21 protein-coding genes and 1 tRNA gene are annotated in these 20902 nt (G+C 71.7%); 12 read left to right on the top strand and 10 right to left on the bottom strand.

Features of this window, described 5'->3' with window-relative positions; genetic code table 11:
• Position 1: 1 nt before the first annotated feature.
• Entirely contained in the window at positions 2-760 is a 759-nt protein-coding gene (locus tag K7B10_RS19425) for an NUDIX hydrolase (protein ID WP_229337536.1), read from the bottom strand.
• A gap of 146 nt (positions 761-906) precedes the next feature.
• Entirely contained in the window at positions 907-1794 is an 888-nt protein-coding gene (gene nth / locus K7B10_RS19430) for an endonuclease III (RefSeq protein ID WP_372481433.1), read from the bottom strand.
• Between the two features lie 256 nt (positions 1795-2050).
• Here nth and K7B10_RS19435 point away from each other — a divergent pair, with 256 nt between their 5' ends.
• A complete protein-coding gene (locus K7B10_RS19435; protein ID WP_003981529.1) occupies positions 2051-2725 on the top strand; it encodes a Crp/Fnr family transcriptional regulator in 675 nt (224 codons plus the stop codon).
• Positions 2726-2821: 96 nt separating this feature from the next.
• Here the strand turns inward: K7B10_RS19435 and K7B10_RS19440 are convergent, their stop codons facing one another.
• The 5 genes from K7B10_RS19440 to sp36 all read right to left on the bottom strand — a co-directional run bounded on the left by K7B10_RS19440 (position 2822) and on the right by sp36 (position 5715).
• A complete protein-coding gene (locus K7B10_RS19440) occupies positions 2822-3112 on the bottom strand; it encodes a hypothetical protein (RefSeq protein WP_229337540.1) in 291 nt (96 codons plus the stop codon).
• Positions 3109-3954, bottom strand: coding sequence for an MBL fold metallo-hydrolase (locus K7B10_RS19445; protein ID WP_229337541.1), 846 nt, complete (start codon positions 3952-3954; stop codon positions 3109-3111). The genes K7B10_RS19440 and K7B10_RS19445 overlap by 4 nt, the downstream gene beginning before the upstream one ends.
• Positions 3951-4850: an NUDIX hydrolase gene (locus K7B10_RS19450; protein WP_229337543.1), complete on the bottom strand. Its 900-nt coding sequence runs from the start codon at positions 4848-4850 to the stop codon at positions 3951-3953. Before K7B10_RS19450 ends, K7B10_RS19445 begins: the two co-directional genes overlap by 4 nt.
• 236 nt (positions 4851-5086) lie before the next feature.
• Positions 5087-5557, bottom strand: coding sequence for a RidA family protein (locus K7B10_RS19455; RefSeq protein ID WP_030866174.1), 471 nt, complete (start codon positions 5555-5557; stop codon positions 5087-5089).
• Positions 5554-5715, bottom strand: a complete 162-nt coding sequence (sp36, locus tag K7B10_RS19460; RefSeq protein ID WP_007264966.1) for a Sp36 family protein — start codon at positions 5713-5715, stop codon at positions 5554-5556. Before sp36 ends, K7B10_RS19455 begins: the two co-directional genes overlap by 4 nt.
• Positions 5716-5787: 72 nt before the next feature.
• Between sp36 and bagA the strand changes: the two genes are divergently transcribed.
• Together bagA and bagB are read left to right on the top strand one after the other, a co-directional pair.
• Positions 5788-6768, top strand: coding sequence for an ATPase BagA (gene bagA, locus K7B10_RS19465; protein ID WP_229337545.1), 981 nt, complete (start codon positions 5788-5790; stop codon positions 6766-6768).
• Positions 6765-8087 (top strand): ATPase BagB, encoded by a 1323-nt coding sequence (bagB, locus tag K7B10_RS19470; protein WP_372481434.1) that lies wholly within the window; start codon positions 6765-6767, stop codon positions 8085-8087. The genes bagA and bagB overlap by 4 nt, the downstream gene beginning before the upstream one ends.
• A gap of 29 nt (positions 8088-8116) precedes the next feature.
• Here bagB and K7B10_RS19475 read toward each other — a convergent pair whose 3' ends face one another.
• Positions 8117-8476 (bottom strand): WhiB family transcriptional regulator, encoded by a 360-nt coding sequence (locus tag K7B10_RS19475; RefSeq protein WP_229337546.1) that lies wholly within the window; start codon positions 8474-8476, stop codon positions 8117-8119.
• A 397-nt stretch (positions 8477-8873) separates the two neighbouring features.
• On the opposite strand from K7B10_RS19475, the gene K7B10_RS19480 reads away from it, so the two are divergent.
• Positions 8874-11192, top strand: coding sequence for a transglycosylase domain-containing protein (locus K7B10_RS19480; protein WP_229337548.1), 2319 nt, complete (start codon positions 8874-8876; stop codon positions 11190-11192).
• Between the two features lie 76 nt (positions 11193-11268).
• Here the strand turns inward: K7B10_RS19480 and K7B10_RS19485 are convergent, their stop codons facing one another.
• A complete protein-coding gene (locus K7B10_RS19485; protein ID WP_053690981.1) occupies positions 11269-11730 on the bottom strand; it encodes a GatB/YqeY domain-containing protein in 462 nt (153 codons plus the stop codon).
• A 67-nt stretch (positions 11731-11797) separates the two neighbouring features.
• On the opposite strand from K7B10_RS19485, the gene K7B10_RS19490 reads away from it, so the two are divergent.
• Together K7B10_RS19490 and K7B10_RS19495 are read left to right on the top strand one after the other, a co-directional pair.
• Positions 11798-12736, top strand: coding sequence for a metallophosphoesterase (locus K7B10_RS19490; RefSeq protein WP_229337550.1), 939 nt, complete (start codon positions 11798-11800; stop codon positions 12734-12736).
• Between the two features lie 102 nt (positions 12737-12838).
• A tRNA-Pro gene (locus K7B10_RS19495) sits at positions 12839-12912 on the top strand.
• A gap of 76 nt (positions 12913-12988) precedes the next feature.
• On the opposite strand, the gene K7B10_RS19500 is transcribed toward K7B10_RS19495, so the two are convergent.
• Positions 12989-13465 carry a hypothetical protein gene (locus K7B10_RS19500; RefSeq protein WP_229337552.1) on the bottom strand — a complete coding sequence of 159 codons (477 nt, stop codon included), beginning with the start codon at positions 13463-13465 and terminating at the stop codon, positions 12989-12991.
• A gap of 417 nt (positions 13466-13882) precedes the next feature.
• On the opposite strand from K7B10_RS19500, the gene asnB reads away from it, so the two are divergent.
• From asnB to K7B10_RS19530, 6 genes are read left to right on the top strand one after another with little or no spacing between them, the layout of a single operon-like run.
• Positions 13883-16066 (top strand): asparagine synthase (glutamine-hydrolyzing), encoded by a 2184-nt coding sequence (asnB, locus tag K7B10_RS19505; RefSeq protein WP_229337554.1) that lies wholly within the window; start codon positions 13883-13885, stop codon positions 16064-16066.
• A 26-nt stretch (positions 16067-16092) separates the two neighbouring features.
• Positions 16093-16794, top strand: a complete 702-nt coding sequence (locus K7B10_RS19510; protein WP_229337556.1) for a class I SAM-dependent methyltransferase — start codon at positions 16093-16095, stop codon at positions 16792-16794.
• Positions 16794-17648, top strand: coding sequence for an isocitrate lyase/phosphoenolpyruvate mutase family protein (locus K7B10_RS19515; RefSeq protein WP_229337558.1), 855 nt, complete (start codon positions 16794-16796; stop codon positions 17646-17648). The genes K7B10_RS19510 and K7B10_RS19515 overlap by 1 nt, the downstream gene beginning before the upstream one ends.
• On the top strand, positions 17645-18757 hold the full coding sequence (aepY, locus tag K7B10_RS19520) for a phosphonopyruvate decarboxylase (protein ID WP_229337560.1): 1113 nt from the start codon (positions 17645-17647) through the stop codon (positions 18755-18757). The genes K7B10_RS19515 and aepY overlap by 4 nt, the downstream gene beginning before the upstream one ends.
• Complete coding sequence (locus K7B10_RS19525) at positions 18754-19518, top strand: metallophosphoesterase (protein WP_229337562.1); 765 nt, start codon at positions 18754-18756, stop codon at positions 19516-19518. Before aepY ends, K7B10_RS19525 begins: the two co-directional genes overlap by 4 nt.
• A 57-nt stretch (positions 19519-19575) precedes the next feature.
• On the top strand, positions 19576-20901 hold the full coding sequence (locus K7B10_RS19530; protein ID WP_229337565.1) for a biotin carboxylase N-terminal domain-containing protein: 1326 nt from the start codon (positions 19576-19578) through the stop codon (positions 20899-20901).
• Position 20902: the final 1 nt, after the last annotated feature.

Genomic DNA, 20902 nt, shown 5'->3' on the forward strand with positions numbered 1-20902 from the left:
CTCATGCGCGCCAGTCGAGGGGGACCTGCCTCGAGCGGTCCCACGGCAGCTCCCATCCCGCGAAATGCAGGATCCGGTCGATCACTCCGGCGGTAAAACCCCAGACCAGAGCGGATTCGACGGTGAAAGCGGGCCCCAGGTGGCCGCTCGGGTGGACGGCCATGACCCGGTGATCGGGATCCGTGAGATCGGCCACGGGAACCGTGAAGACACGGGCGGTCTCGGCCGGGTCCACGGCGCCGACGGGGCTGGGATCGCGCCACCAGCCGAGCACCGGGGTCACCACGAACTCGCTGACCGGGATGTACAGGCGCGGCAGGACGCCGAAGAGCTGGACGCCCGCGGGGTCGAGCCCGGTCTCCTCCTCGGCCTCGCGCAGGGCCGCCCGCAGCGGGCCGGTGGTGTGCGGATCGCCGTCCTCCGGGTCGAGGGCGCCGCCGGGGAACGAGGGCTGGCCGGCGTGCGAGCGCAAGGTCCCGGCGCGCTCCATGAGCAGCAGCTCGGGGCCGCGGGGGCCCTCGCCGAAGAGGATCAGCACGGCGGACTGGCGGCCCCGGCCGTCCTCGGGCGGCAGGAACCGGCTGAGCTGGGTCGGCCTGAGGGTCGCCGCGGCCTCGACGACGGGACCGAGCCACCCGGGCAGGCCCTGGGTGCTGACGCGCAGAGCGCCCTGCTCCTCGTACGGGGCATGCGGCCCGCCCCGCTGCGGCCGCGCGGCCGCCTGGGTCACACCGCTGTCGTCCCGCGCTCCGCGCGTCATAGGCACCCCTGCTCCTTGCCGTCGCCGACACCGTCGCCGTCCCGATACGGGGACAACGCAGCCCCGGGCCGGATTCGTTCCTCCGCGGGCCGCCGTGCGGCGGCCCGCGGTCGTGCTGCGTGCTTCCGCGTTCCCGCGTTCCGGTCTCAGGGGCCGGTCGGGGCCGCCTGGGCGGCTTGGGCGGCCTGGCCCGCGCCCAGCGGCGGGGCCGGGAGGCCCGGGTAGTCCGGCGGCGGGCTCAGCCGCTGGCCGGGCTGGCCGCCCTTCTCGTACTTGAGCAGCTTCCGCGCCTTCTCCGGGTCCGTCTCGCCCTCCCCGTACGCCGGGCAGAGCGGGGCGATCGGGCAGGCGCCGCAGGCGGGCTTGCGGGAGTGGCAGATCCGGCGGCCGTGGAAGACGACGCGGTGCGAGAGCATCGTCCACTCGCTCTTCGGGAAGATCGCGCAGATCTCCGCCTCGACCTTCTCCGGGTCCTCCTGCTCCGTCCACTTCCAGCGGCGCACCAGCCGGCCGAAGTGGGTGTCCACGGTGATCCCGGGGACTCCGAACGCATTGCCGAGGACCACGTTGGCCGTCTTCCGGCCGACTCCCGGGAGCGTCACCAGGTCCTCGATCCGGCCCGGCACGTTCCCTCCGAAGTCGTCCCGCAGGGCCTGCGAGAGGCCGAGGAGGGAGCGCGCCTTCGCCCGGAAGAACCCGGTCGGCCGGATGATCTCCTCCAGATCCTCGGGCGCGGCCGCGGCCATGTCCTCGGGGGTCGGGTAGGCGGCGAACAGGGCCGGGGTCGTCTGGTTCACGCGCAGGTCGGTGGTCTGCGCGGAGAGGACCGTGGCGACCAGCAGTTCGAAGGGGTTCCGGAAGTCGAGCTCGGGATGGGCGTACGGATAGATCTCGGCCAGCTCGCGGTTGATGCGGCGGGCCCGGCGCACCATCGCCAGATGCGATTCCGGTTTCTTGGCCGAACCTTTGCCCTGGGGGCTCGGTTGGGCCGTCCGGCGCTTCCCGGGCGTCTTCTCGGGGGCTTGTTCGCCCACAGCTGAATTAGGGCCGCCCGTCACTCCTGCGGACCCCTTGGCCTGTGCTCTCACCGGCTTGTTGGACACCCGGCCAGCCTAAGGCCGGGCGCCGACACCCGTCTGGACCTCAGGTAACACCACTCTGATTGGCCTCTCACCGCACAGCACACGCGTACGTCCGGCATCCTTGGTAGTGATTGATCGCACTGTTTGAGCCGTCCGGCAAAATGGGGGACCAGGTCCCCCTGAGCCGGTCGACATAGGAGAGACACTCGTGGACGACGTTCTGCGGCGCGCCCCGCTCTTCGCGGCGCTCGATGATGAGCAGGCCGCGGAGCTCCGCGCCTCCATGGGCGAGGTGACCCTCGCACGCGGTGACGCCCTGTTCCACGAGGGCGACCCCGGCGACCGGCTGTATGTCGTGACCGAGGGCAAGGTGAAGCTGCACCGCACCTCCCCCGACGGTCGCGAGAACATGCTGGCCGTCCTCGGCCCCGGCGAGCTGATCGGCGAGCTGTCGCTGTTCGACCCCGGCCCGCGTACCGCCACCGCCACCGCCCTGACCGAGGTCAAGCTCCTCGGCCTCGGCCACGGCGACCTCCAGCCCTGGCTCAACGCCCGGCCCGAGGTCGCGACCGCGCTGCTGCGCGCGGTGGCACGGCGCCTGCGCAAGACCAACGACCAGATGTCCGACCTGGTCTTCTCCGACGTCCCGGGCCGCGTCGCCCGCGCCCTCCTGGACCTGTCGCGCCGCTTCGGCGTGCAGTCCGAGGAAGGCATCCACGTCGTGCACGACCTGACGCAGGAAGAGCTGGCCCAGCTGGTGGGCGCCTCCCGCGAGACGGTCAACAAGGCCCTCGCGGACTTCGCGGGCCGCGGCTGGCTCCGCCTGGAGGCCCGCGCGGTCATCCTGCTGGACGTGGAGCGGCTGGCCAAGCGGTCGCGCTGACCGCGCTCCGGATGTGCGTGGAGGGGTCCTGCCCGGTCGGGCGGGGCCCCTCTGCCGTCTCCGGGTACGGCGGCCGGACCTCGGCGCGTACGGCGGTCAGACCTCGGTCAGGGCCTCGACCGCCTGCTTCGCCTCCAGCAGACCGGCCCCGGTGATCCGCCGGTAGACCTTGATGGCCTCCACGGTGCGGCCGTCGCGCACGAGCGCCCGTACCTCGTCCAGCCCCGCCGGCTCCGGCTCCTCGATGCCGAAGTGGTCCAGGAGCAGGCCCAGCCGGCGCTCCAGCCGCTCCGAGCGGCGCTCCAGTGCCTTCATGCGCAGGGTCACCGACGAGGTGATCCACGAGGCCGTGGCGATGAGCGCGAGCAGCAGGAAGAGCGTGTTCATTCGGGTCCCCCGGGGATCAGTCCGTGATCTTGAAGGTACTCCAGCTGCGCCCGTACGGACCATTCCGCGGCCGGCCACAGCGAGCGGTCCACGTCCGCGTAGACGTGGGCGACCACCGCCTCCGGGCTCGTGTACCCGTCCTCCACGGCGGTCTCGACCTGGGCGAGCCGGTGCGCGCGGTGGGCGAGGTAGAACTCCACCGCTCCCTGTGCGTCGTCCAGGACCGGCCCGTGGCCCGGGAGCACCGTGTGCACGCCGTCGTCGACCGTCAGCGAGCGCAGCCGGCGCAGCGAGTCCAGGTAGTCGCCGAGGCGGCCGTCGGGGTGGGCCACGACGGTGGTGCCGCGGCCGAGGATCGTGTCCCCGGTCAGGACGGCGCGGTCGGCGGGCAGGTGGAAGCAGAGCGAGTCGGCGGTGTGGCCGGGGGTCGGGACCACGCGCAGTTCCAGGCCGCCCGTGCGGATCACGTCCCCGGCTCCGAGCCCTTCGCCGCCGAGACGCAGGGCCGGGTCCAGCGCGCGGACCTTCGTACGGGTCAGCTCGGCGAACCGGCCCGCGCCCTCGGCGTGGTCGGGGTGGCCGTGGGTGAGGAGGGTCAGCGCGATCCGCTTGCCGGCCTGCTCGGCGGCCGCCACGACGGCCCGCAGGTGGGCCTCGTCCAGCGGGCCGGGGTCGATGACGACGGCTTCCGCGGAACCGGGCTCCGAGACGAGCCAGGTGTTGGTGCCGTCCAGGGTCATCGCGGAGGCGTTGGGCGCCAGGATGTTGACCGCGCGGGCGGTGGCGGGCCCCGAAGTGACGATTCCGCGGGGCTGTCCGGGCAGAGCGGACGCATTCGTCACGGGGTGCCTCCGAGTCGGACGTGCTTGGTGAACTCGTCGTGGCCGGGCCAGCTGAGCACCAGTTCCCCGTTCTCCAGCGTGGCCTCGGCCAGTACGGGGGTCAGGTCCTGGGCGGTGGCCGCGGCGAGGGCGTCCACCGCGCTCCCGTACGGCTCCAGGGAGCGCAGCGTGGAGATGGTGGGCGGCATCATCAGCAGCTCGCCCTTGTCGTACCCGGAGGCGGCGTCCGCGGGACGGATCCAGACGGTCCGGTCGGCCTCGGTGGAGGCGTTGCGGGTGCGCTGCCCCTCCGGGAGGGCGGCGACGAAGAACCAGGTGTCGTAGCGGCGGGGCTCGAACTCCGGGGTGATCCAGCGGGCCCAGGCGCCGAGCAGGTCGGAGCGCAGGAGCAGGCCCCGGCGGTCGAGGAACTCGGCGAAGCTGAGCTCGCGGGCGACGAGGGCCACCCGATCGGCCTCCCAGTCGTCGCCGGTCGTGTCGCCCACGACCGTGTCGGGGGACTCGCCGGCGAGCAGGACGCCGGCCTCCTCGAAGGTCTCGCGCACGGCGCCGCAGACGATCGCCTGGGCGGTGCGGGGGTCGGTGGCGAGGCGGGCGGCCCAGTCGTCCCGGCTCGGACCGGCCCAGCCGACGAGGTGGTCCTCGTCGCGGGGGTCGACCCCACCGCCGGGGTAGGCGTACGCGCCGCCCGCGAAGGCCATGGAGGCCTTGCGGCGCAGCATGTGCACGGCGGGTCCGGCGGGGGTGTCGCGGAGCAGCATGACGGTGGCGGCCCGGCGGGGTGCCACCGGGACGAGGGAACCGTCCATGAGCGCGCGGATGCGGTCGGGCCACTCCGGCGGGTACCACTGGCCTCCGGCGGGGGGCTGCTGCTGACCGTGCTGACCATTCGGCATGTCGGGATGCTACGGGTATCCGGCCCGATGTTCGAGAGCCCCCCGGAGCGGGCCCGGGCGGGTGTCGGACCGGGTGGAAGAGGACGCCGGCCCGCCGGGGCCGGACGCGAACGGCCCCGGCGGGCCGCCGGACGGAGTCCGGCGCAGCGGCGCGAAGCCGGTGGGGCCCGCCAGGGCCGAAGCGCGCGAGTGGCGCGTCAAAAGAGGTACGGCGCGTCAGGAAGGGGCGCGGCGCGTCAGGAAGCGGAAACCTCGACCTGGAGCTCGACCTCGACCGGGGCGTCCAGCGGCAGGACCGCCACGCCGACCGCGCTGCGGGCGTGGACGCCCTTCTCGCCGAGCACCTCGCCCAGCAGCTCGCTCGCACCGTTCAGCACGCCGGGCTGGCCCGTGAAGTCGGGGGCCGAGGCGACGAAGCCGACGACCTTCACGATGCGCTCGATCTTGTCGAGGTCACCGATCACGGACTTCACCGCGGCCAGGGCGTTCAGCGCGCAGACCGCGGCCAGTTCCTTGGCCTGCTCCGGCGAGACCTCGGCGCCGACCTTGCCGGTCACCGGCAGGCTGCCCCGGACCATCGGGAGCTGCCCCGCGGTGAAGACGTACGAGCCCGAGCGCACGGCCGGCTGGTACGCGGCCAGCGGCGGGACGACGTCCGGCAGGGTCAGGCCGAGCTCGGCGAGCTTCGCCTCGACAGCGCCGCTCATGCCTTCTCCCGCTTGAGGTAGGCCACGAGCTGCTCGGGGTTGTTGGGGCCGGGCACGACCTGGACGAGCTCCCAGCCGTCCTCGCCCCAGGTGTCCAGGATCTGCTTGGTGGCGTGGACCAGCAGCGGGACCGTCGCGTATTCGAACTTCTTGGTCATGGGGGCGAGCGTAACGCGTGAGACAGAGGGCTCATGCGCAGCCCGAGGGGCGAGTGGTTAGGCTCAGACGCTGTGAGCAGGCTCCAGGTGGTCAGCGGCAAGGGCGGAACCGGAAAGACCACGGTCGCCGCGGCACTCGCGCTCGCCCTCGCGCGCGAGGGCAGACGGACGCTGCTGGTCGAGGTCGAGGGCAGGCAGGGGATCGCGCAGCTCTTCGGGGCCGAGGCGCTCCCGTACGAGGAGCGGAAGATCGCCGTCGCCTCGGGCGGCGGGGAGGTCTTCGCCCTGGCCATCGACGCCGAGCGGGCGCTCCTCGACTACCTGCAGATGTTCTACAAGCTGGGCTCCGCCGGCCGCGCCCTCAAGAAGCTCGGCGCCATCGACTTCGCGACGACCATCGCGCCCGGACTGCGGGACGTCCTGCTGACCGGCAAGGCGTGCGAGGCGGTCCGGCGCAAGGACAAGACCGGGCGGTACGTCTACGACCACGTGATCATGGACGCGCCGCCGACCGGGCGGATCACCCGCTTCCTGAACGTCAACGACGAGGTGGCGGGGCTGGCCCGGTTCGGGCCGATCCACAACCAGGCGCAGGCCGTCATGAAGGTGCTCAAGTCCCCGGAGACGGCCGTCCACCTGGTCACGCTGCTGGAGGAGATGCCCGTCCAGGAGACCGCCGACGGGATCGCCGAGCTGGAGCAGGCCGGACTGCCCGTGGGCCGGGTCGTCGTCAACATGGTGCGGCCGCACCACCTGGACGAGGACGCCCTGCGCGCCGCCGCCGGCGAGCGCCGGGCCGACGTGGCCAAGGCACTGTCCCGGGCGGGCCTGGGCGGCGCGCGCCGCGGCGGGCTCGCGGAGCGGCTGGTGGACCCGCTGCTCGCGCAGGCCGCCGAGCACGCGAGCCGGGTGGAGCTGGAGCGCGCGCAGCGGACCGTACTGGAGCAGCTGGACGTGCCGACGTACGAACTCCCGCTGCTCGGCGCGGGAATGGATCTGGCCGGGCTCTACGAGCTGGCCTCGGAGCTGCGGAAGCAGGCGGGCGAGGAATGACCGAGGTCACGACCGGAACGAAGGCCGGCGCCCGCATGGACGCGGCCCCGCGGCTGCCCGTGGACCGGCTGCTGGACGACCCCGGGACGCGGATCATCGTCTGCTGCGGCGCGGGCGGGGTCGGCAAGACCACGACCGCCGCGGCCCTCGGCGTACGGGCGGCGGAGCGCGGGCGGAAGGTGGTCGTGCTGACCATCGACCCGGCGCGGCGGCTCGCGCAGTCGATGGGGATCGACTCGCTGGACAACACCCCCCGCAGGGTGAAGGGGGTCGGGGGCGCGGACGGCGGCGAACTGCACGCCATGATGCTGGACATGAAGCGGACCTTCGACGAGATCGTCGAGGGGCACGCGGACGCCGAGCGCGCGGAGGCCATCCTCGCCAACCCCTTCTACCAGTCGCTGTCGGCCGGCTTCGCCGGCACGCAGGAGTACATGGCGATGGAGAAGCTGGGGCAGCTGCGGGCCCGCGACGACTGGGACCTGATCGTCGTGGACACCCCGCCGAGCCGGTCCGCGCTGGACTTCCTCGACGCGCCGAAGCGGCTGGGGTCCTTCCTGGACGGGAAGTTCATCCGGGTGCTGATGGCTCCGGCGAAGGTGGGCGGCCGGGCGGGGATGAAGTTCCTCAACGTCGGCATGTCCCTGATGACCGGCACGCTGAGCAAGCTGATGGGCGCCTCGCTGCTGAAGGACGTACAGACGTTCGTGGCGGCGATGGACACGATGTTCGGGGGCTTCCGCACCCGCGCGGACGCGACCTTCCGGCTGCTCCAGGCTCCGGGCACGGCCTTCCTCGTGGTCGCGGCGCCCGAGCCGGACGCGCTGCGGGAGGCGGCGTACTTCGTGCAGCGGCTGGCCGCGGAGGACATGCCGCTGGCCGGGCTCGTACTGAACCGGGTGCACGGCAGCGGCGCCGACCAGCTGTCCGCGGAGCGGGCGTTGGCCGCCGCAGAGAATCTTGAAGAAGGCGGCATTGTCGATCAGGAGTCCGGGAATGCTGGACTTCGTGACCCGGCCGCGGAAGCCGACGGGGCAGGGGCCGACGCGGCGGACGCCGGTGCCGACGCCTCCGTGGATGCCTCCACGGACGCCGACGTGGACGCCGACGTGGACGAGATCACCGCGGGACTGCTGCGTCTGCATGCCGAGCGGATGCAGGTGATCGCGCGTGAACAGCGCACACGCGACCGTTTCACCTCGCTGCACCCCGAGGTCGCGGTGGCCGAGGTGGCCGCCCTGCCCGGCGACGTGCACGACCTCGCCGGGCTGCGGGCCATCGGAGAGCGACTCGCGGCCGGGGTGCCGGCCGGAGCATAGGCGTTCGCAGGCCTACCCGTTCGTACGGCCTACCCGGCTGCCGCGTACGTCTCGTACGCGACGTCGATGTCCGCCATGTCCGCATCGACATCCACGGTGAGGATGCCCGTACTGCGCTCGTACTCCGTGCGGGCGGTTTCGAGCAGCCGTCGCCACGAGGTGACGGTGGGGCGCCGGCGCAGCAGTGCGCGACGCTCCCGCTCGGTCATTCCGCCCCATACTCCGAACTCGACACGATTGTCGAGCGCGTCGGCCAGGCACTCGGTCCGCACCGGACATCCGGTGCACACCGCCTTGGCCCTGTTCTGTGCCGCTCCTTGAACGAACAGTTCATCCGGATCGGTAGTGCGGCAGGCTGCCTGCGCACTCCAGTCGGTAACCCAGCCCATCCCGGCGCCGTCCTCTCCCGAATCGAGGCTCCCCCACGGCGGTAGCGGCATATTCACCGCTGCCAGTTGAGGACGTTACGGAAGGCGGGCACAGTGCAACACCCCCGACGGGCCCAATCTTGAATGGTCCGAACGGACTATGGGTAAGCGGCAGATCACCCGACGGAGTGATCCGGCGACATGCCCGACCATTCCGGCAATTCGGGTGGAATCGGCGGACCGTGGACGGGCGACCGTCGGAGTGAGGGGCGAGATTCGGACGTAAGTCCACCCCATTCGGGAAGGGTGAAAATCAAGCCGAGGGGTTGATGTCGCACCGCACTGCTGTGACAGTTGAGGACAGCTTAGGCCAAGGCATTCGCGCGTGTCCGGCGAATGAGAACGTAGGCTGCCCTCCATGGGAAAGAAGCGCTCGGGCGCCGGGCTCACGGGGCCGCAGCAGGCGGCCAAGTTCCTCGGGGTGTCCGTTCTCTCCGGAGTTGTGCTGGCCGGCATCGCGATCCCGGGCGCAGGCGCCCTGGGGCTCGCCGCCAAGGGAACGGTCGAGGGATTCGACGAGATCCCGGCCAATCTCAAGACACCGCCGCTGAGTCAGCGCACGACGATTCTGGACGCCGAGGGTGGCTTGATCGCCACGGTCTATTCGCGGGACCGGCAGGTGGTGCCGCTGACGGCCATCTCCCCGTACATGCAGAAGGCGATCGTCGCGATCGAGGACTCGCGTTTCTACGAGCACGGCGCGGTCGACGCGAAGGGCATCCTGCGCGCGGTCAACCGCAACGCCCAGGAGGGCGGAGCCGCACAGGGCGCCTCCACGCTCACGCAGCAGTACGTGAAGAACGTGTTCGTCGAAGAGGCCGGCGATGACGAGACCAAGGTGCGCGAGGCCCAGGAGAAGAGCCTCGGCCGCAAGGTCCGCGAGCTGAAGTACGCGATCCAGGTCGAGGAGGAACTCGGGAAGAAGAAGATCCTCGAGAACTACCTCAACATCACGTACTTCGGCCAGCAGGCATACGGAATCGAATCCGCCGCTCAGCGCTACTTCAGCAAGCCGGCCAAGGACCTGACCCTGGACGAGTCGGCGCTGCTGGCGGGCGTGGTGCAGTCGCCGAGCCGGTTCGACCCGGTGAACGACGCGCAGGAGGCGATGAAGCGCCGGAACGTCGTCCTCCAGCGGATGGCCGACATGAAGGACATCTCGCAGGCCGAGGCGGACGAGGCGAAGAAGAAGCCGGTGACGCTGAAGGTGACACGGCCGAAGAACGGCTGCATCACCGCGGTCAAGGGCGCGGGCTTCTTCTGCGACTACGTGCGCAACACCTTCCTGACCGACCCGGTCTTCGGCAAGACCCGCGAGGAGCGGGCCAAGCTCTGGAACCAGGGCGGCCTGACGGTGCGGACGACGCTGGACCCGCAGTCCCAGGAGTCCGTCAACGAGTCGATCAAGGACCACGTCAACCAGGACGACAAGGTCGCCACGGCCGTCACCCTGGTGCAGCCGGGTACGGGCCGGGTGCTCGGGATGGGCCAGTCCAAGCCGTACGGCTTCGGGAAGAACGAGACGCAGATCAACTTCTCGGTCGACAAGCGGATGGGCGGATCGAACTTCGGCTTCCCGACCGGTTCGACCTTCAAGCCCTTCGTCGCGGCCGCGGCCCTGGAGCGGGGCGTGGCGCCGGGCAAGACGTACCAGTCCCCGCACGACATGGAGTACCCGAGTCCGGTGCAGACCTGCGGCGACAAGCCGTGGGTCAACACCTCGCACGACCGGGTGGAGAACGAGTCGGAGTCCGAGGTCGGCCCGTACGCGATGAAGGACGCGATGGCCAAGTCGGTCAACACGTACTTCGTGGAGATGATCTCCGAGAACGGGCTCTGCCCCGTGACCGAGATGACCACCAGGCTCGGCGTGATCCCGGCCGACGGGACGAAGCTGCCGGAGGTCCCGGCGATCGCGCTCGGCACCGAGGGCATGTCCCCGCTGACCATGGCGAACGCGTACGCGACCTTCGCCAACCGCGGCGTGTACTGCACCCCGGTCGCCCTCGAGTCCATCACCGACGCGCACGGCAAGGCGCTGGCCGTGCCGAAGTCGAAGTGCGACCGCGTGATGAGCGAGAAGACCGCCGACACCGTCAACACGCTGCTGCTCGGCGTGATCGACTCCGGTACGGGTACGGCGGCGGGTCTGACCGACCGGCAGAGCGCCGGCAAGACCGGCACCACCGACAGCCGCTACAACGCCTGGTTCGTCGGGTACACGCCGAACATGGCGGGTGCGACGTGGGTCGGCTCGGGCGGTGCGAAGCAGGTCTCGATGGAGAACATCACCATCGGCGGCCAGTACTACGACAAGGTCTACGGCGGCGGGCTGCCCGGCCCGATCTGGAAGCAGGCGGTCTCGGGCGCGCTGGACGGCCGGGAGTCGGCGAACTTCGTCACGGTCGGCCTCGGGCCGGAGACCGGCATGCCGGCGGGCGGCGGCCGGCCCACCACCCCGAACCCGAACCCGAACAAGCCGGGCAAGCCCGGCAAGCCGGGTGGCGACAACAAGCCCGGCGGCCGCCCCGGCGGCCAGACGGCGGCGGGGGCCACGGGCGGCGCGACAGGCGGCGCGACCGGTGGCGCCACGGGTGGCGCCACGGGCGGTGCAACGGGCGGCAACACCCCGACCGACCCGTTCCCGGGCGGCGTGATCGGCGGCCTCGAGGACTAGCGGGCAGACGGAAGGACAGAGGGCCCCGGCCCGCGCACCGCGCGGCCGGGGCCCTCTGTCGTGCGCGCGCGTCCTCTCAGGACAGGTGCTTCTTGACGGCGGCGGCGACGCGGCCGCCCTCCGCCAGACCGGCGACCTTCGGGTTCACGATCTTCATGACGGCGCCCATGGCCCGCGGCCCCTCGGCACCCGCGGCCTTGGCCTCCTCGACGGCCTGCGCCACGATCGCGCCGAGCTCCTCGTCGCTGAGCTGCTTGGGCAGGTAGGTGTCGAGGAACTCGCCCTCCGCCGTCTCGCGCGCGGACTGCTCGGGACGACCGCCCTGCGCGAAGGCCTCCGCGGCCTCGCGGCGCTTCTTCGCCTCCTTGGCGATCACCTTGAGGACCTCGTCGTCGGAGAGCACACGCGCTTCCTTGCCCGCGACCTCCTCCTTGGTGATGGCGGCGAGGGTCAGGCGCAGCGTGGACGAGTGCAGCTCGTCGCGCGCCCTGATGGCGGTGGTGAGGTCTTCCTGGAGCTTGGCCTTGAGCGTGGTCATGACCCGAGTCTGCCAGGTGGAGGGGCAGTGGCGCCCGCCGGTTTTCCGCGTCTGCGACGATGGGGCCATGCGTGCGCGTTACGGAGTACCCCTGAAGGTCACGGCGTCGATCGCGGCGGTGGGGGCCGCCGGTGTGGCTTATGCCGCCGGTTTCGAGGCGCGGTCGTTCCGGCTGCGCCGGATCACCGTTCCGGTGCTCCCGGCCGGGATGCGCCCGCTGCGCGTCCTGCAGGTCTCCGACATCCACATGGTCGGCGGGCAGCACAAGAAGCGCGCCTGGCTGCAGTCGCTGGCCGGCCTGCGGCCGGACTTCGTGGTGAACACGGGCGACAACCTCTCCGACACGGAGGGCGTTCCGGAGGTGCTGGACGCCCTGGGCCCCCTGATGTCCTTCCCCGGGGTGTACGTCTTCGGGTCGAACGACTACTACGGGCCGCGGCTGCGCAACCCCGGGCGCTACCTGATCGAGAAGGTCCAGGGCCGGCACGGGCTGAACGGCAACAAGCCGGTCGTCGGCGCCGTGCACAACCCGTGGGAGGAGATGAGGGACGCCTTCGACGCGGCGGGCTGGGTGAACCTCACCAACACGCGCGGCCGCCTGAAACTACCTGGACTGGAGCTCGCCTTCACCGGGCTCGACGACCCGCACATCAAGCGCGACCGGTACGAGCGGGTCGCGGGCGGGCCGGAGGCGGACGCCGACTTCTCGATGGCCGTCGTGCACGCCCCGTACCTGCGGGTCCTGGAATCCTTCACGGCCGACCGGTACCCGCTGATCCTGGCCGGGCACACGCACGGCGGGCAGCTGTGCATCCCCTTCTACGGGGCGCTCGTCACCAACTGCGACCTGGACACGCAGCGCGTGAAGGGGCTCTCCACGCACGAGGCGAACGGGCACCGCGCGTACCTCCACGTCTCGGCGGGCTGCGGCACGAACCGCTACACCCCGGTCCGCTTCGCCTGCCCCCCGGAAGCCACCCTCCTGACGCTGACCCCGAAGGCGTAGCACCCCCGGCGACCCCCTCGCGAAAACCGGATTTCGTCTCCGGCCGAGGGTCCGCTAAAGTAATCGATGTCGCCAGGACAGCAGCAGCTGCAAGGCGGCGATCGGGGTGTAGCGCAGCTTGGCAGCGCGCTTCGTTCGGGACGAAGAGGTCGTGGGTTCAAATCCCGCCACCCCGACTTCGTAAGATCAGATCAGAGCCGGTGTCCTTTCGGGGGCACCGGCTCTGACTGTTTCCCCGGGGCGGGATGCCGGTCAGGGCGTCTCGCGGGCCTGCTGCCAGTGCTGCGCGACGGTGGCGTCGACCGTGTAGAAGAACTCCGTCTTGTAGTCCGGGCTCGGGCTGAGCTGCTCGATCCACGTCATCGGCCAGGGCCGGCGGTCGAAGTGCTTCTTCACGTGCCGGCTGAAAGCGGAGAGGGCGCCGCGCAGTTGGGTGCGGTCCATGTCCAGGAGTTCGACGAGGCGTGTGGTGCTGACGTAGTCGCCGGGGTGCTCGGCCAGGACGTCGAGCAACTTGCCGACGCTCTGCGTGGACGAGAGCCGGGTCTGCGACAGCCGCCGGAGGACCTCGACGGTCCACTGTTCGCTCAGCGTCTCGCCGGTCGGCCTTTCTTCCGCGTCCCCCCGGCCCGCCGCCTCGGCGGAGAGCTGAACGACGTAGGCCTGAACCTCCGGGACGAACTGCCGGGGCACCGGCACGTACACGTACTCGCTGTCCTGCAGCTGCATGGTCTCCACCCCTGAACGAAGCCGTTCCGACGATCACATCGTGACAGGCGAGCGAGGTTACGTCTACCCGAATCAAGACTCCATGTCTCCTGGAGTCTTGATTTGTTGGTTTCTAGCCTCTTGGCTAGACCAGGTGTCTCCGCTTCCCGCGTGAACCACCACCCGGGGCGCCGGGGCGCCACTGGGGGGCCACCGGGGGGACACCGGGGGTGGGGATGCTGTTCGGCAGTAGGTGACCGCTGACGCCGAGCGGAGGTGAATCAGATGAAGGTTTACGTCAAGCCGGAGGCCAAGAAGGTCGACCAGGGCACCATCGTCGCCGCTGTCCGCTAGCAGCGACCCCCATGCCACGCCTCCCGGTCGGGGGGGCGTGGCATGTCCGCTCCAGTCACCAGCCACAGGGGAATCGGAAGGCTTATGTGCGGAATTGCTGGATTCGCCCACACGGACGGAAGCGCTCTCGCCGGGTCCGCCGACGCGATTCTCCGGGACATGGCCCATGCGCTGCGGCCGCGCGGGCCGGATGACATGCAGTTCCACCACGCCGGGCCGGCCTGCATGTCGTTCACGCGGCTCGCGCTGATCGACCCCGAGGGCGGGCGGCAGCCGTTCATCAGCGAGGACGGGAACGTCATCCTCGCGGCGAACGGCGAGATCTACAACCACCGGGAGCTGCGGAAGGGCTTCGAGGGACGGGTCCCCTTCCGGAGCGAGTCCGACTGCGAAGTGCTGCTCCACCTGTACATGGAGAAGGGGCTCTCCTTCCTCGATGACGTGCGGGGGATGTTCGGGATCGCCGTCATCGATCTGCGGGAGCAACGGCTGCTGCTCGCCCGCGACCGGCTCGGCATCAAGCCGCTGTTCATCCACCGCAACCGCGACACCGTGCTCTTCGGCTCCGAGGTCAAAGCGCTCTTCGCGCACCCCGACTGCCCGCGTGAGCTGGACTGGGCGCGTGCCCTCGCCGACCAGGGGCTCAGCTCCGCGCCCGTGATGAGCCACGACGAGGCCATGACCTGGTTCGTCGGCGTCGATCAGGTCCCCGCCGGGGCCATCGTCGACATCAGCCTGCGCGGCGGGGACACCCGCGTCCACCGGTACTGGGAGCTGCCCGCACCGGCCGAGGCCGGCGGGCTGCCCGAGAGCTTCTTCGTGCGGAGCATGGGCGATCTGCTCGCCTCCTCCGTACGGGAGTGCCTGATCGCCGATGCCGAGATCGGGGTCTTCCTCAGCGGGGGCCTGGACTCCGCCGCCATCACCTCCCTCGCCGCCCACACCGGACTGCACACCTTCTCCGCGCTGACCGGCGCCACCGTCGTCAACAAGGACGCGCAGTACGCCCGCGAGACCGCCGACCTGCTGGGACTGCCCAACCACCAGGTCGCCTTCGGGGCCGACCGGATCCCCTCCCCCGACGAGTGGCGGCGGCTGCTCTGGCTGATGGAGACGCCGCTGTGCGGCCCCGAGCAGTTCTACAAGAGCGAGATGTACCGCTTCGCCCGCGCCGAGCGCCCCGAGCTCAAGGCGATCCTGCTCGGCTCCGGCGCCGACGAGTTCAGCGGCGGCTACAGCGTGGCCCTCTCCGGCGGCGGCGACTGGGAGGACTTCGAGGGCAACCTGCGCACCATGGCCCGCCGCAAGGCCCTCGGCTCGCAGTCCGCCCTCTCCGTCTGGTGGGAGGGCACCGACCTGCCGCTGCTCAGCGACGACGCCGTCGGCGCGTACGCCCCCGGCGCGGTGGACGACCCGTACGGCTCCTACCTGGCCTGGAAGTTCCGGGACATGCAGCAGTACAACTTCTGGGTCGAGGACCGCACCGCCTCCGGCAACGGCGTCGAAGCCCGCGTCCCCTTCCTCGACCACCGCATCATCGAGCTGCTCGCGACCGTGCCGCGCGCCTACCGCAAGCGGCTGTTCTGGGACAAGCGGGTGATCCGCGAGGCGGTGCGGGACATCCTGCCCGCCGAGGTGATCAGTCGGCCCAAGCTGGCCTTCTACGAGGGCGAGGGCGTGCGCCACACGCACCGCACCTTCACCCGCATGCTCGCGCAAGGCGGCGACGAGCTCGTCGAGCAGGCCCTGTCCTCCCCGCGAGCCGCCCAGTACCTCGACGGCGCGAACATGCACCGCGCCCTGCGCCGGCTGGAGCGGGACCAGGGCTCCGGCCACGTCGAGCTGCTCCTGCGCGTGGTCAACCTGGGCATCCTCGACCTGATGGCCGTAGACGTCCCCGGCAGCCGCGCACCGAACGGCCCGGCCCCGTACGAACTGCGCGTCACGGACTTCGAGGGCCCCGAGGTCCAGGAGCTCTTCCCACGGCAACGGATCGAGGAGGACTCGGTGTTCCGCCTCGCCGAGGGCGTCCTCGTGCTCGACGACGTACAGGGCGCGAACACCTCGTACGTCGTGGTCGACGGCGGCATCCGCTTCGTCATCGACCACCTCACCCACGCGGACTGGCTGCGGCTGCTGCGTGGATTCGACGGGCGCCGGCCGCTGTCGGAGGCGCTCGCCGCCACCGACAGCGCACTCGACGCGATGCGGCCGCTGCTGGACGGATCGCTCGAAGCCGGCCTCCTGGAGCCCGTCGAAGCCCCCTGAAAAGTGATCACGAGTGAGGTCATCCGATGACAGCCCATCTCTACTGGGACGAGGTCTGGCGCACCGACAGCGGGCGCACAGGCGACTGGTCGCGGCCGCACCCGTGGGTCGTGGACGAGGCCGCGCGACTGCGCAAGCTCGGCGCGCAGGACGTACTGGACCTCGGCTGCGGCGTGGGCCGGCACGCCCTCTGGTTCGCGGAGGCCGGCTTCGCCAGCTCCGGCACCGACGCCAGCGAGGCCGCGATACGCGCGGCCCGCGAGGAGAGCGAGAAGCGCGGGGTCCGGGTCGCCCTCGACATCGGCGACTTCGGCCGGCTCCCGTACGCGGACGACAGCTTCGACTACGTCCTCGCCTTCAACGTGGTCTACCACAACGACGAGGCCGGGCTCGGCCGCGTGCTCGAGGAGGTCCGGCGCGTCCTGCGCCCCGGCGGCATCTACCAGTCCACGATGCTCTCCAAGCGCAACGGCGAGTACGGGCACGGCATCGAGGTGAGCCCCAACACCTTCCGCCGGCCGGAGGCCACCGACGACAAGGTGCACCCGCACCTGTACGTCGACGCCGCCGACCTGCTGCGCCTGCACCCCGGGTTCCGCCTGCTCGGCGCGACCGACGCCGAGCACGCCCGGCCCGGCTCCTTCCACTGGCACTGCGTGTTCGAGTCGGCGGGGGAGGACGTGGCGGGTACGCACCACGGCCGTTTCGCGCAGAGGGCCGGGGCATAGTGTCGAAGGCGACGCGACTGCGCGAACTGCTGGAACGCAGGGCACTGGCCCGGATCGTCGGATCCCGGGACGCGCTGACCGCCCTGCTCGTCGAGGAGGCCGGGTTCGACGGCCTGTGGGCTTCGAGCTTCGAGATCTCCGCCTCCCGGGCCCTGCCCGACCTCGGCCTGCTGACCATGTCCGAGCTGCTCGACGCCTGCTCGCACGTGAACCAGGCGACCGGGCTGCCGCTGCTCGCGGACTGCGACACCGGCTTCGGCGGCAACATCAACGTCGTCCGCACGGTCCGCCAGTTCGAGGCGGCCGACATCGGCGGCATCTGCCTGGAGGACAAGGTGTTCCCCAAGCGGAACAGTTTCCTCGGCGGCGGCCAGAACCTGGAGGACGCGGGCGAGTTCGCCGGCCGGATCCAAGCCGCCGTACGGGCCCGGACCACCGCCGACTTCACCGTCGTCGCCCGCGTGGAGGCGCTGATCGCGGGGGCCGGGCTCGCCGAGGCGCTGCGCCGCGCGCACCTGTACGCGGACGCCGGGGCCGACGCGATCCTGATGCACTCCAAGAAGTCCACGCCGATCGAGATCCTGGAGTTCCTCCAGGCCTGGCAGGCGCGCACGCCCGTGGTCGTCGTACCGACCACCTACCCGCACTGGGACCTCGCCGAGGCCGAGGCGGCGGGCGTCTCGATGGTGATCTACGCGAACCACGCGCTGCGCGCCTCGGTCTCCGCGATGCGCGACGTCCTCGGCGAGATCCGGCTCCAGGGCGGCACCGGCGGGGTCGAGGACACCATCGCCCCGATGAAGGAGCTGTTCGGCCTCACGCAGGTGAACCGGTGGGAGGAGTGGAGCGCATGATCAGCGCCGAGTTCTTCTGCGCGGAGCTGGACCGCCGCGGGTACGGGTTCTTCAGCGGGGTGCCGTGCTCCTTCCTCAAGGGCCCGTTCGCGGTGCTGGAGCGGCGGGAGGGCTACGTACCGGCGCCCAACGAGGGCATCGCGCTCTCCATGGCCGCCGGCGCCGAGCTGGGCGGGACCCGGGCCGTGGTGCTGGCCCAGAACTCGGGGCTCGGCAACCTCCTCGACCCGCTGACCTCGCTCACCATGGCGTACGAGATCCCGCTGCTGCTCTTCGTCAGCCTGCGCGGCTGGCCCCGCGCCGAGGACGACGAACCGCACCACGCGGCCATGGGCGCCGGGACCATCGGCGTGCTGGAGGCCCTCGGGGTCGCCCACGGCATCCTCGGTCCCGCCGAGGAGAGCCTCGGCGGGCTCCTCGACCGGGCGGAGGCGGCCCGGCGCGAGAACCGCTCCTTCGTCGTCCTCGTCCCCGCGAAGACCGTCGACGCCCACCCGGCGGCGGCGCCCGCCCCGGACGCGCGGATGGACCGCCGCGACGCGGTGTCCCTCATCGCCGGGCACCTGGGCGACGCGCTGGTCTACAGCACCACCGGCATGATCAGCCGGGAGCTGTTCGGCGTCGTCGACGACCCGCGCAACTTCTACATGCAGGGCTCGATGGGGCACGCGATCGGCCTCGGCCTCGGCACCGCGCTGAACCGTCCCGACCGGGACGTCGTGGTCATCGACGGCGACGGCGCGGCGGTCATGCACCTCGGCGGGCTGGCGCTCGTCGGCGAGCGGCGGCCGCCGAACCTGACCCACTTCGTGCTCGACAACGGCGCCTACGACTCCACCGGCGGCCAGCGCACCCGCACCACGGCGGTGCGCTGGGACGAGTTGGCGCTCGCGGCCGGCTACCGCACGGCCGCGGTCTGCCGTACGCCCGAAGAAGTCACCGCCCATCTGGGGGAGATCAAGGGGCGGCCCGGCCCGCATCTGGTGGCGCTGCACATCGGCAGGGGTGGGCCCACGCCCCCGCGGGTAACTTCGGCGCACACCAACGCCGAGGTCAGGGCCCGTTTCCAGGCCGCGGCGAATCGAGCCCGGAAGGAAGACCTGCCGTGACGACCACCGTCATCGCCCATGTCAGCGATCTGCACCTGGACCTCTCGGAGCGCGCCACGCAGCGCGCGCTGACGGTCGTGAACCACCTGCGCGACATGCCCGGACCCATCGACGCCGTCCTGGTCACCGGTGACATCGCCGACCACGCGACGGCGGACGAGTACGCGCAGGCCCGCAAGTTGTTCGACCTGCCGTACCCGGTGCTGGTGCTGCCCGGCAACCACGACCGGCGGGGCCCGTTCCGCGCGGGCCTGCTCGACGCCGCGCCCGAGGACGGGGAGCTGAACCAGGTCGTCCGGACGCCCGGAGCCGTCTTCCTGCTGTGCGATTCGACGATCCCGGGCAGCGACGAGGGCCTGCTCGGCGACCCGACCCTGCGGTGGCTGGACGAGACGCTGACCGCCGCGGGCGGGGAGCTGCCCGTCTTCGTCTGCTTCCACCACCCGCCGGTCGATCTGCACACCCCGTACGTGGACCGGGTCCGGCAGTTCGGCGAGGAGCGCCTCGCCGCGGTGCTGGAACGGCATCCGCAGGTCGTGGCCCTGCTGTGCGGTCACGCGCACGTCGCCGCGGCCACGACGTTCGCGGGGCGTCCGCTGCTCGTGGCGCCCGGGGTCGCCTCGACCGTCCCGCTGCCCTTCGAGGGGCGGCCCGCCGTGGACTACGAGCTGGCCCCGGCGCTGGCCTTCCACGTACTCGACGACCGGCGGCGGCTGGTCACGCACTACCGGGCCCTCGGGCAGCCGCATCCCGAGCGCTGAAGCCACCGAGAGCCACCGCGAGCCACCGATTGCCACGAGAGGTGCTGGGAGAAGGCCATGAGAAGAGTCCTGATCGCCAACCGCGGTGCGATCGCGGCCCGGGCCGTCGACACCTTCCGCACGCTGGGCTGGTCGCCGATCGCCGTCGTCGCCTCATCGGACCCCCAGCGCCTCCACGCGCTCGCCGCGGACGGGTGCGAGTACCTCGAAGGCGACGGGCTCGCGGAGACGTACGACCACGTGGGCCGGATCGTCGAGGCGGCGCGGCGCTGCGGCGCCGCCGCCGTCTACCCGGGCTACGGGGCGCTGGCCGAGGACCCGGAGCTGCCCGGGCGGCTGGCCGCGGCGGGCATCGCCTTCGTCGGGCCGACGGCGGAGGTGCTCGCGGCGGCCCGCGACAAGGACCACGCGGTCGCCACCGCCGACCGGCTGGGCCTGCCCGTGCTGCCGCACGCGACCGGGCACGAGCGGATCGCCAAGCTGGTGGCGGACATCGGCCTGCCGGTCATCCTCAAGCCGGTCACCGGGTGCGGCGGCCTGGGCGTACGCATCGTGCGGACGGAGTCGGAGGCGGAGCGGGCGCTCGCGCTGATCGGCGCGGACGAGGACGACGGGGGCGATGGGGGCGACGGCTGGTACGCCGAGCGGTACGTGGAGCACGGGGCGGTGGTCGGGGTCACGGTCGCCGTCGACGCGGCCGCGACCGTGCACCCGCTCGGCGAGCGGGAGAGCCTGCTGGTCGACGGCAGCATGAAGCTGCTGGAGGCCTCGCCCGTCCGGAGCGTGGCCCCGGAGCTGGTCGAGCGGATGCGCGCGGACACGGCCCGGCTCGTCACCGGGATGGGGTTACGCGGCGTGGCGACGGTCGAGTTCATCGTCGGCTCGGGATCCGGCGCGGGCGCCGGAGGCCGGCGCCACTGGTTCCTGGAGGTCAACGGGCGGCTGCCGCTGGCCTACCGGATGTGCGAGGCGCAGACCGGCCTGGACGTGGTGGCCCTCCAGATGGAGCTGGCCCGGGGCACGCTGCCCGCCCCCGGCCGCATCCGCGTCGACCGGGACGCGCACTGCATGGAGGCCCGCCTGTTCATCGAGCCGGCGGCGGGCGGGGCACCCGGCCGGATCACCGCCCTGGAGCTGGCGCCCGAGCCGGGGGTGACGTACAACTGCGCGCTGGACGTACGCAGTCCGGTCGTCCTCGACAACATCGTCACGCAGGTCCTGGCCCTGGGCGGGAGCCGCGCGGCGGCGGCCGGGGCGGTGCTGCGGGCCGTCGAGGGCAGCGGGGTGTCGGGGGTCGGAACGTGCGCGGAAGAGATAGCCGTGTGGTTGCGGGGTTCGGGGCTGGTCCCGGAACGCCTCGGCAGCCAGGCCTTGGGAGTCTGAT

It is taken from the genome of Streptomyces flavotricini (genome assembly GCF_020639365.1).
GTDB lineage: Bacteria > Actinomycetota > Actinomycetes > Streptomycetales > Streptomycetaceae > Streptomyces > Streptomyces flavotricini.

What these genes read in the sequence shown, in the direction of transcription:
- K7B10_RS19425 (WP_229337536.1), bottom strand. Translation starts at nt 760, where the DNA reads ATGACGCGCGGAGCGCGGGACGACAGCGGTGTGACCCAGGCGGCCGCG.
- K7B10_RS19440 (WP_229337540.1), bottom strand. Translation starts at nt 3,112, where the DNA reads ATGAACACGCTCTTCCTGCTGCTCGCGCTCATCGCCACGGCCTCGTGG.
- K7B10_RS19450 (WP_229337543.1), bottom strand. Translation starts at nt 4,850, where the DNA reads ATGCCGAATGGTCAGCACGGTCAGCAGCAGCCCCCCGCCGGAGGCCAG.
- K7B10_RS19455 (WP_030866174.1), bottom strand. Translation starts at nt 5,557, where the DNA reads ATGAGCGGCGCTGTCGAGGCGAAGCTCGCCGAGCTCGGCCTGACCCTG.
- sp36 (WP_007264966.1), bottom strand. Translation starts at nt 5,715, where the DNA reads ATGACCAAGAAGTTCGAATACGCGACGGTCCCGCTGCTGGTCCACGCC.
- bagB (WP_372481434.1), top strand. Translation starts at nt 6,765, where the DNA reads ATGACCGAGGTCACGACCGGAACGAAGGCCGGCGCCCGCATGGACGCG.
- K7B10_RS19475 (WP_229337546.1), bottom strand. Translation starts at nt 8,476, where the DNA reads ATGGGCTGGGTTACCGACTGGAGTGCGCAGGCAGCCTGCCGCACTACC.
- K7B10_RS19480 (WP_229337548.1), top strand. Translation starts at nt 8,874, where the DNA reads ATGGGAAAGAAGCGCTCGGGCGCCGGGCTCACGGGGCCGCAGCAGGCG.
- K7B10_RS19485 (WP_053690981.1), bottom strand. Translation starts at nt 11,730, where the DNA reads ATGACCACGCTCAAGGCCAAGCTCCAGGAAGACCTCACCACCGCCATC.
- K7B10_RS19490 (WP_229337550.1), top strand. Translation starts at nt 11,798, where the DNA reads ATGCGTGCGCGTTACGGAGTACCCCTGAAGGTCACGGCGTCGATCGCG.
- K7B10_RS19500 (WP_229337552.1), bottom strand. Translation starts at nt 13,465, where the DNA reads ATGCAGCTGCAGGACAGCGAGTACGTGTACGTGCCGGTGCCCCGGCAG.
- asnB (WP_229337554.1), top strand. Translation starts at nt 13,883, where the DNA reads ATGTGCGGAATTGCTGGATTCGCCCACACGGACGGAAGCGCTCTCGCC.
- K7B10_RS19510 (WP_229337556.1), top strand. Translation starts at nt 16,093, where the DNA reads ATGACAGCCCATCTCTACTGGGACGAGGTCTGGCGCACCGACAGCGGG.
- aepY (WP_229337560.1), top strand. Translation starts at nt 17,645, where the DNA reads ATGATCAGCGCCGAGTTCTTCTGCGCGGAGCTGGACCGCCGCGGGTAC.
- K7B10_RS19530 (WP_229337565.1), top strand. Translation starts at nt 19,576, where the DNA reads ATGAGAAGAGTCCTGATCGCCAACCGCGGTGCGATCGCGGCCCGGGCC.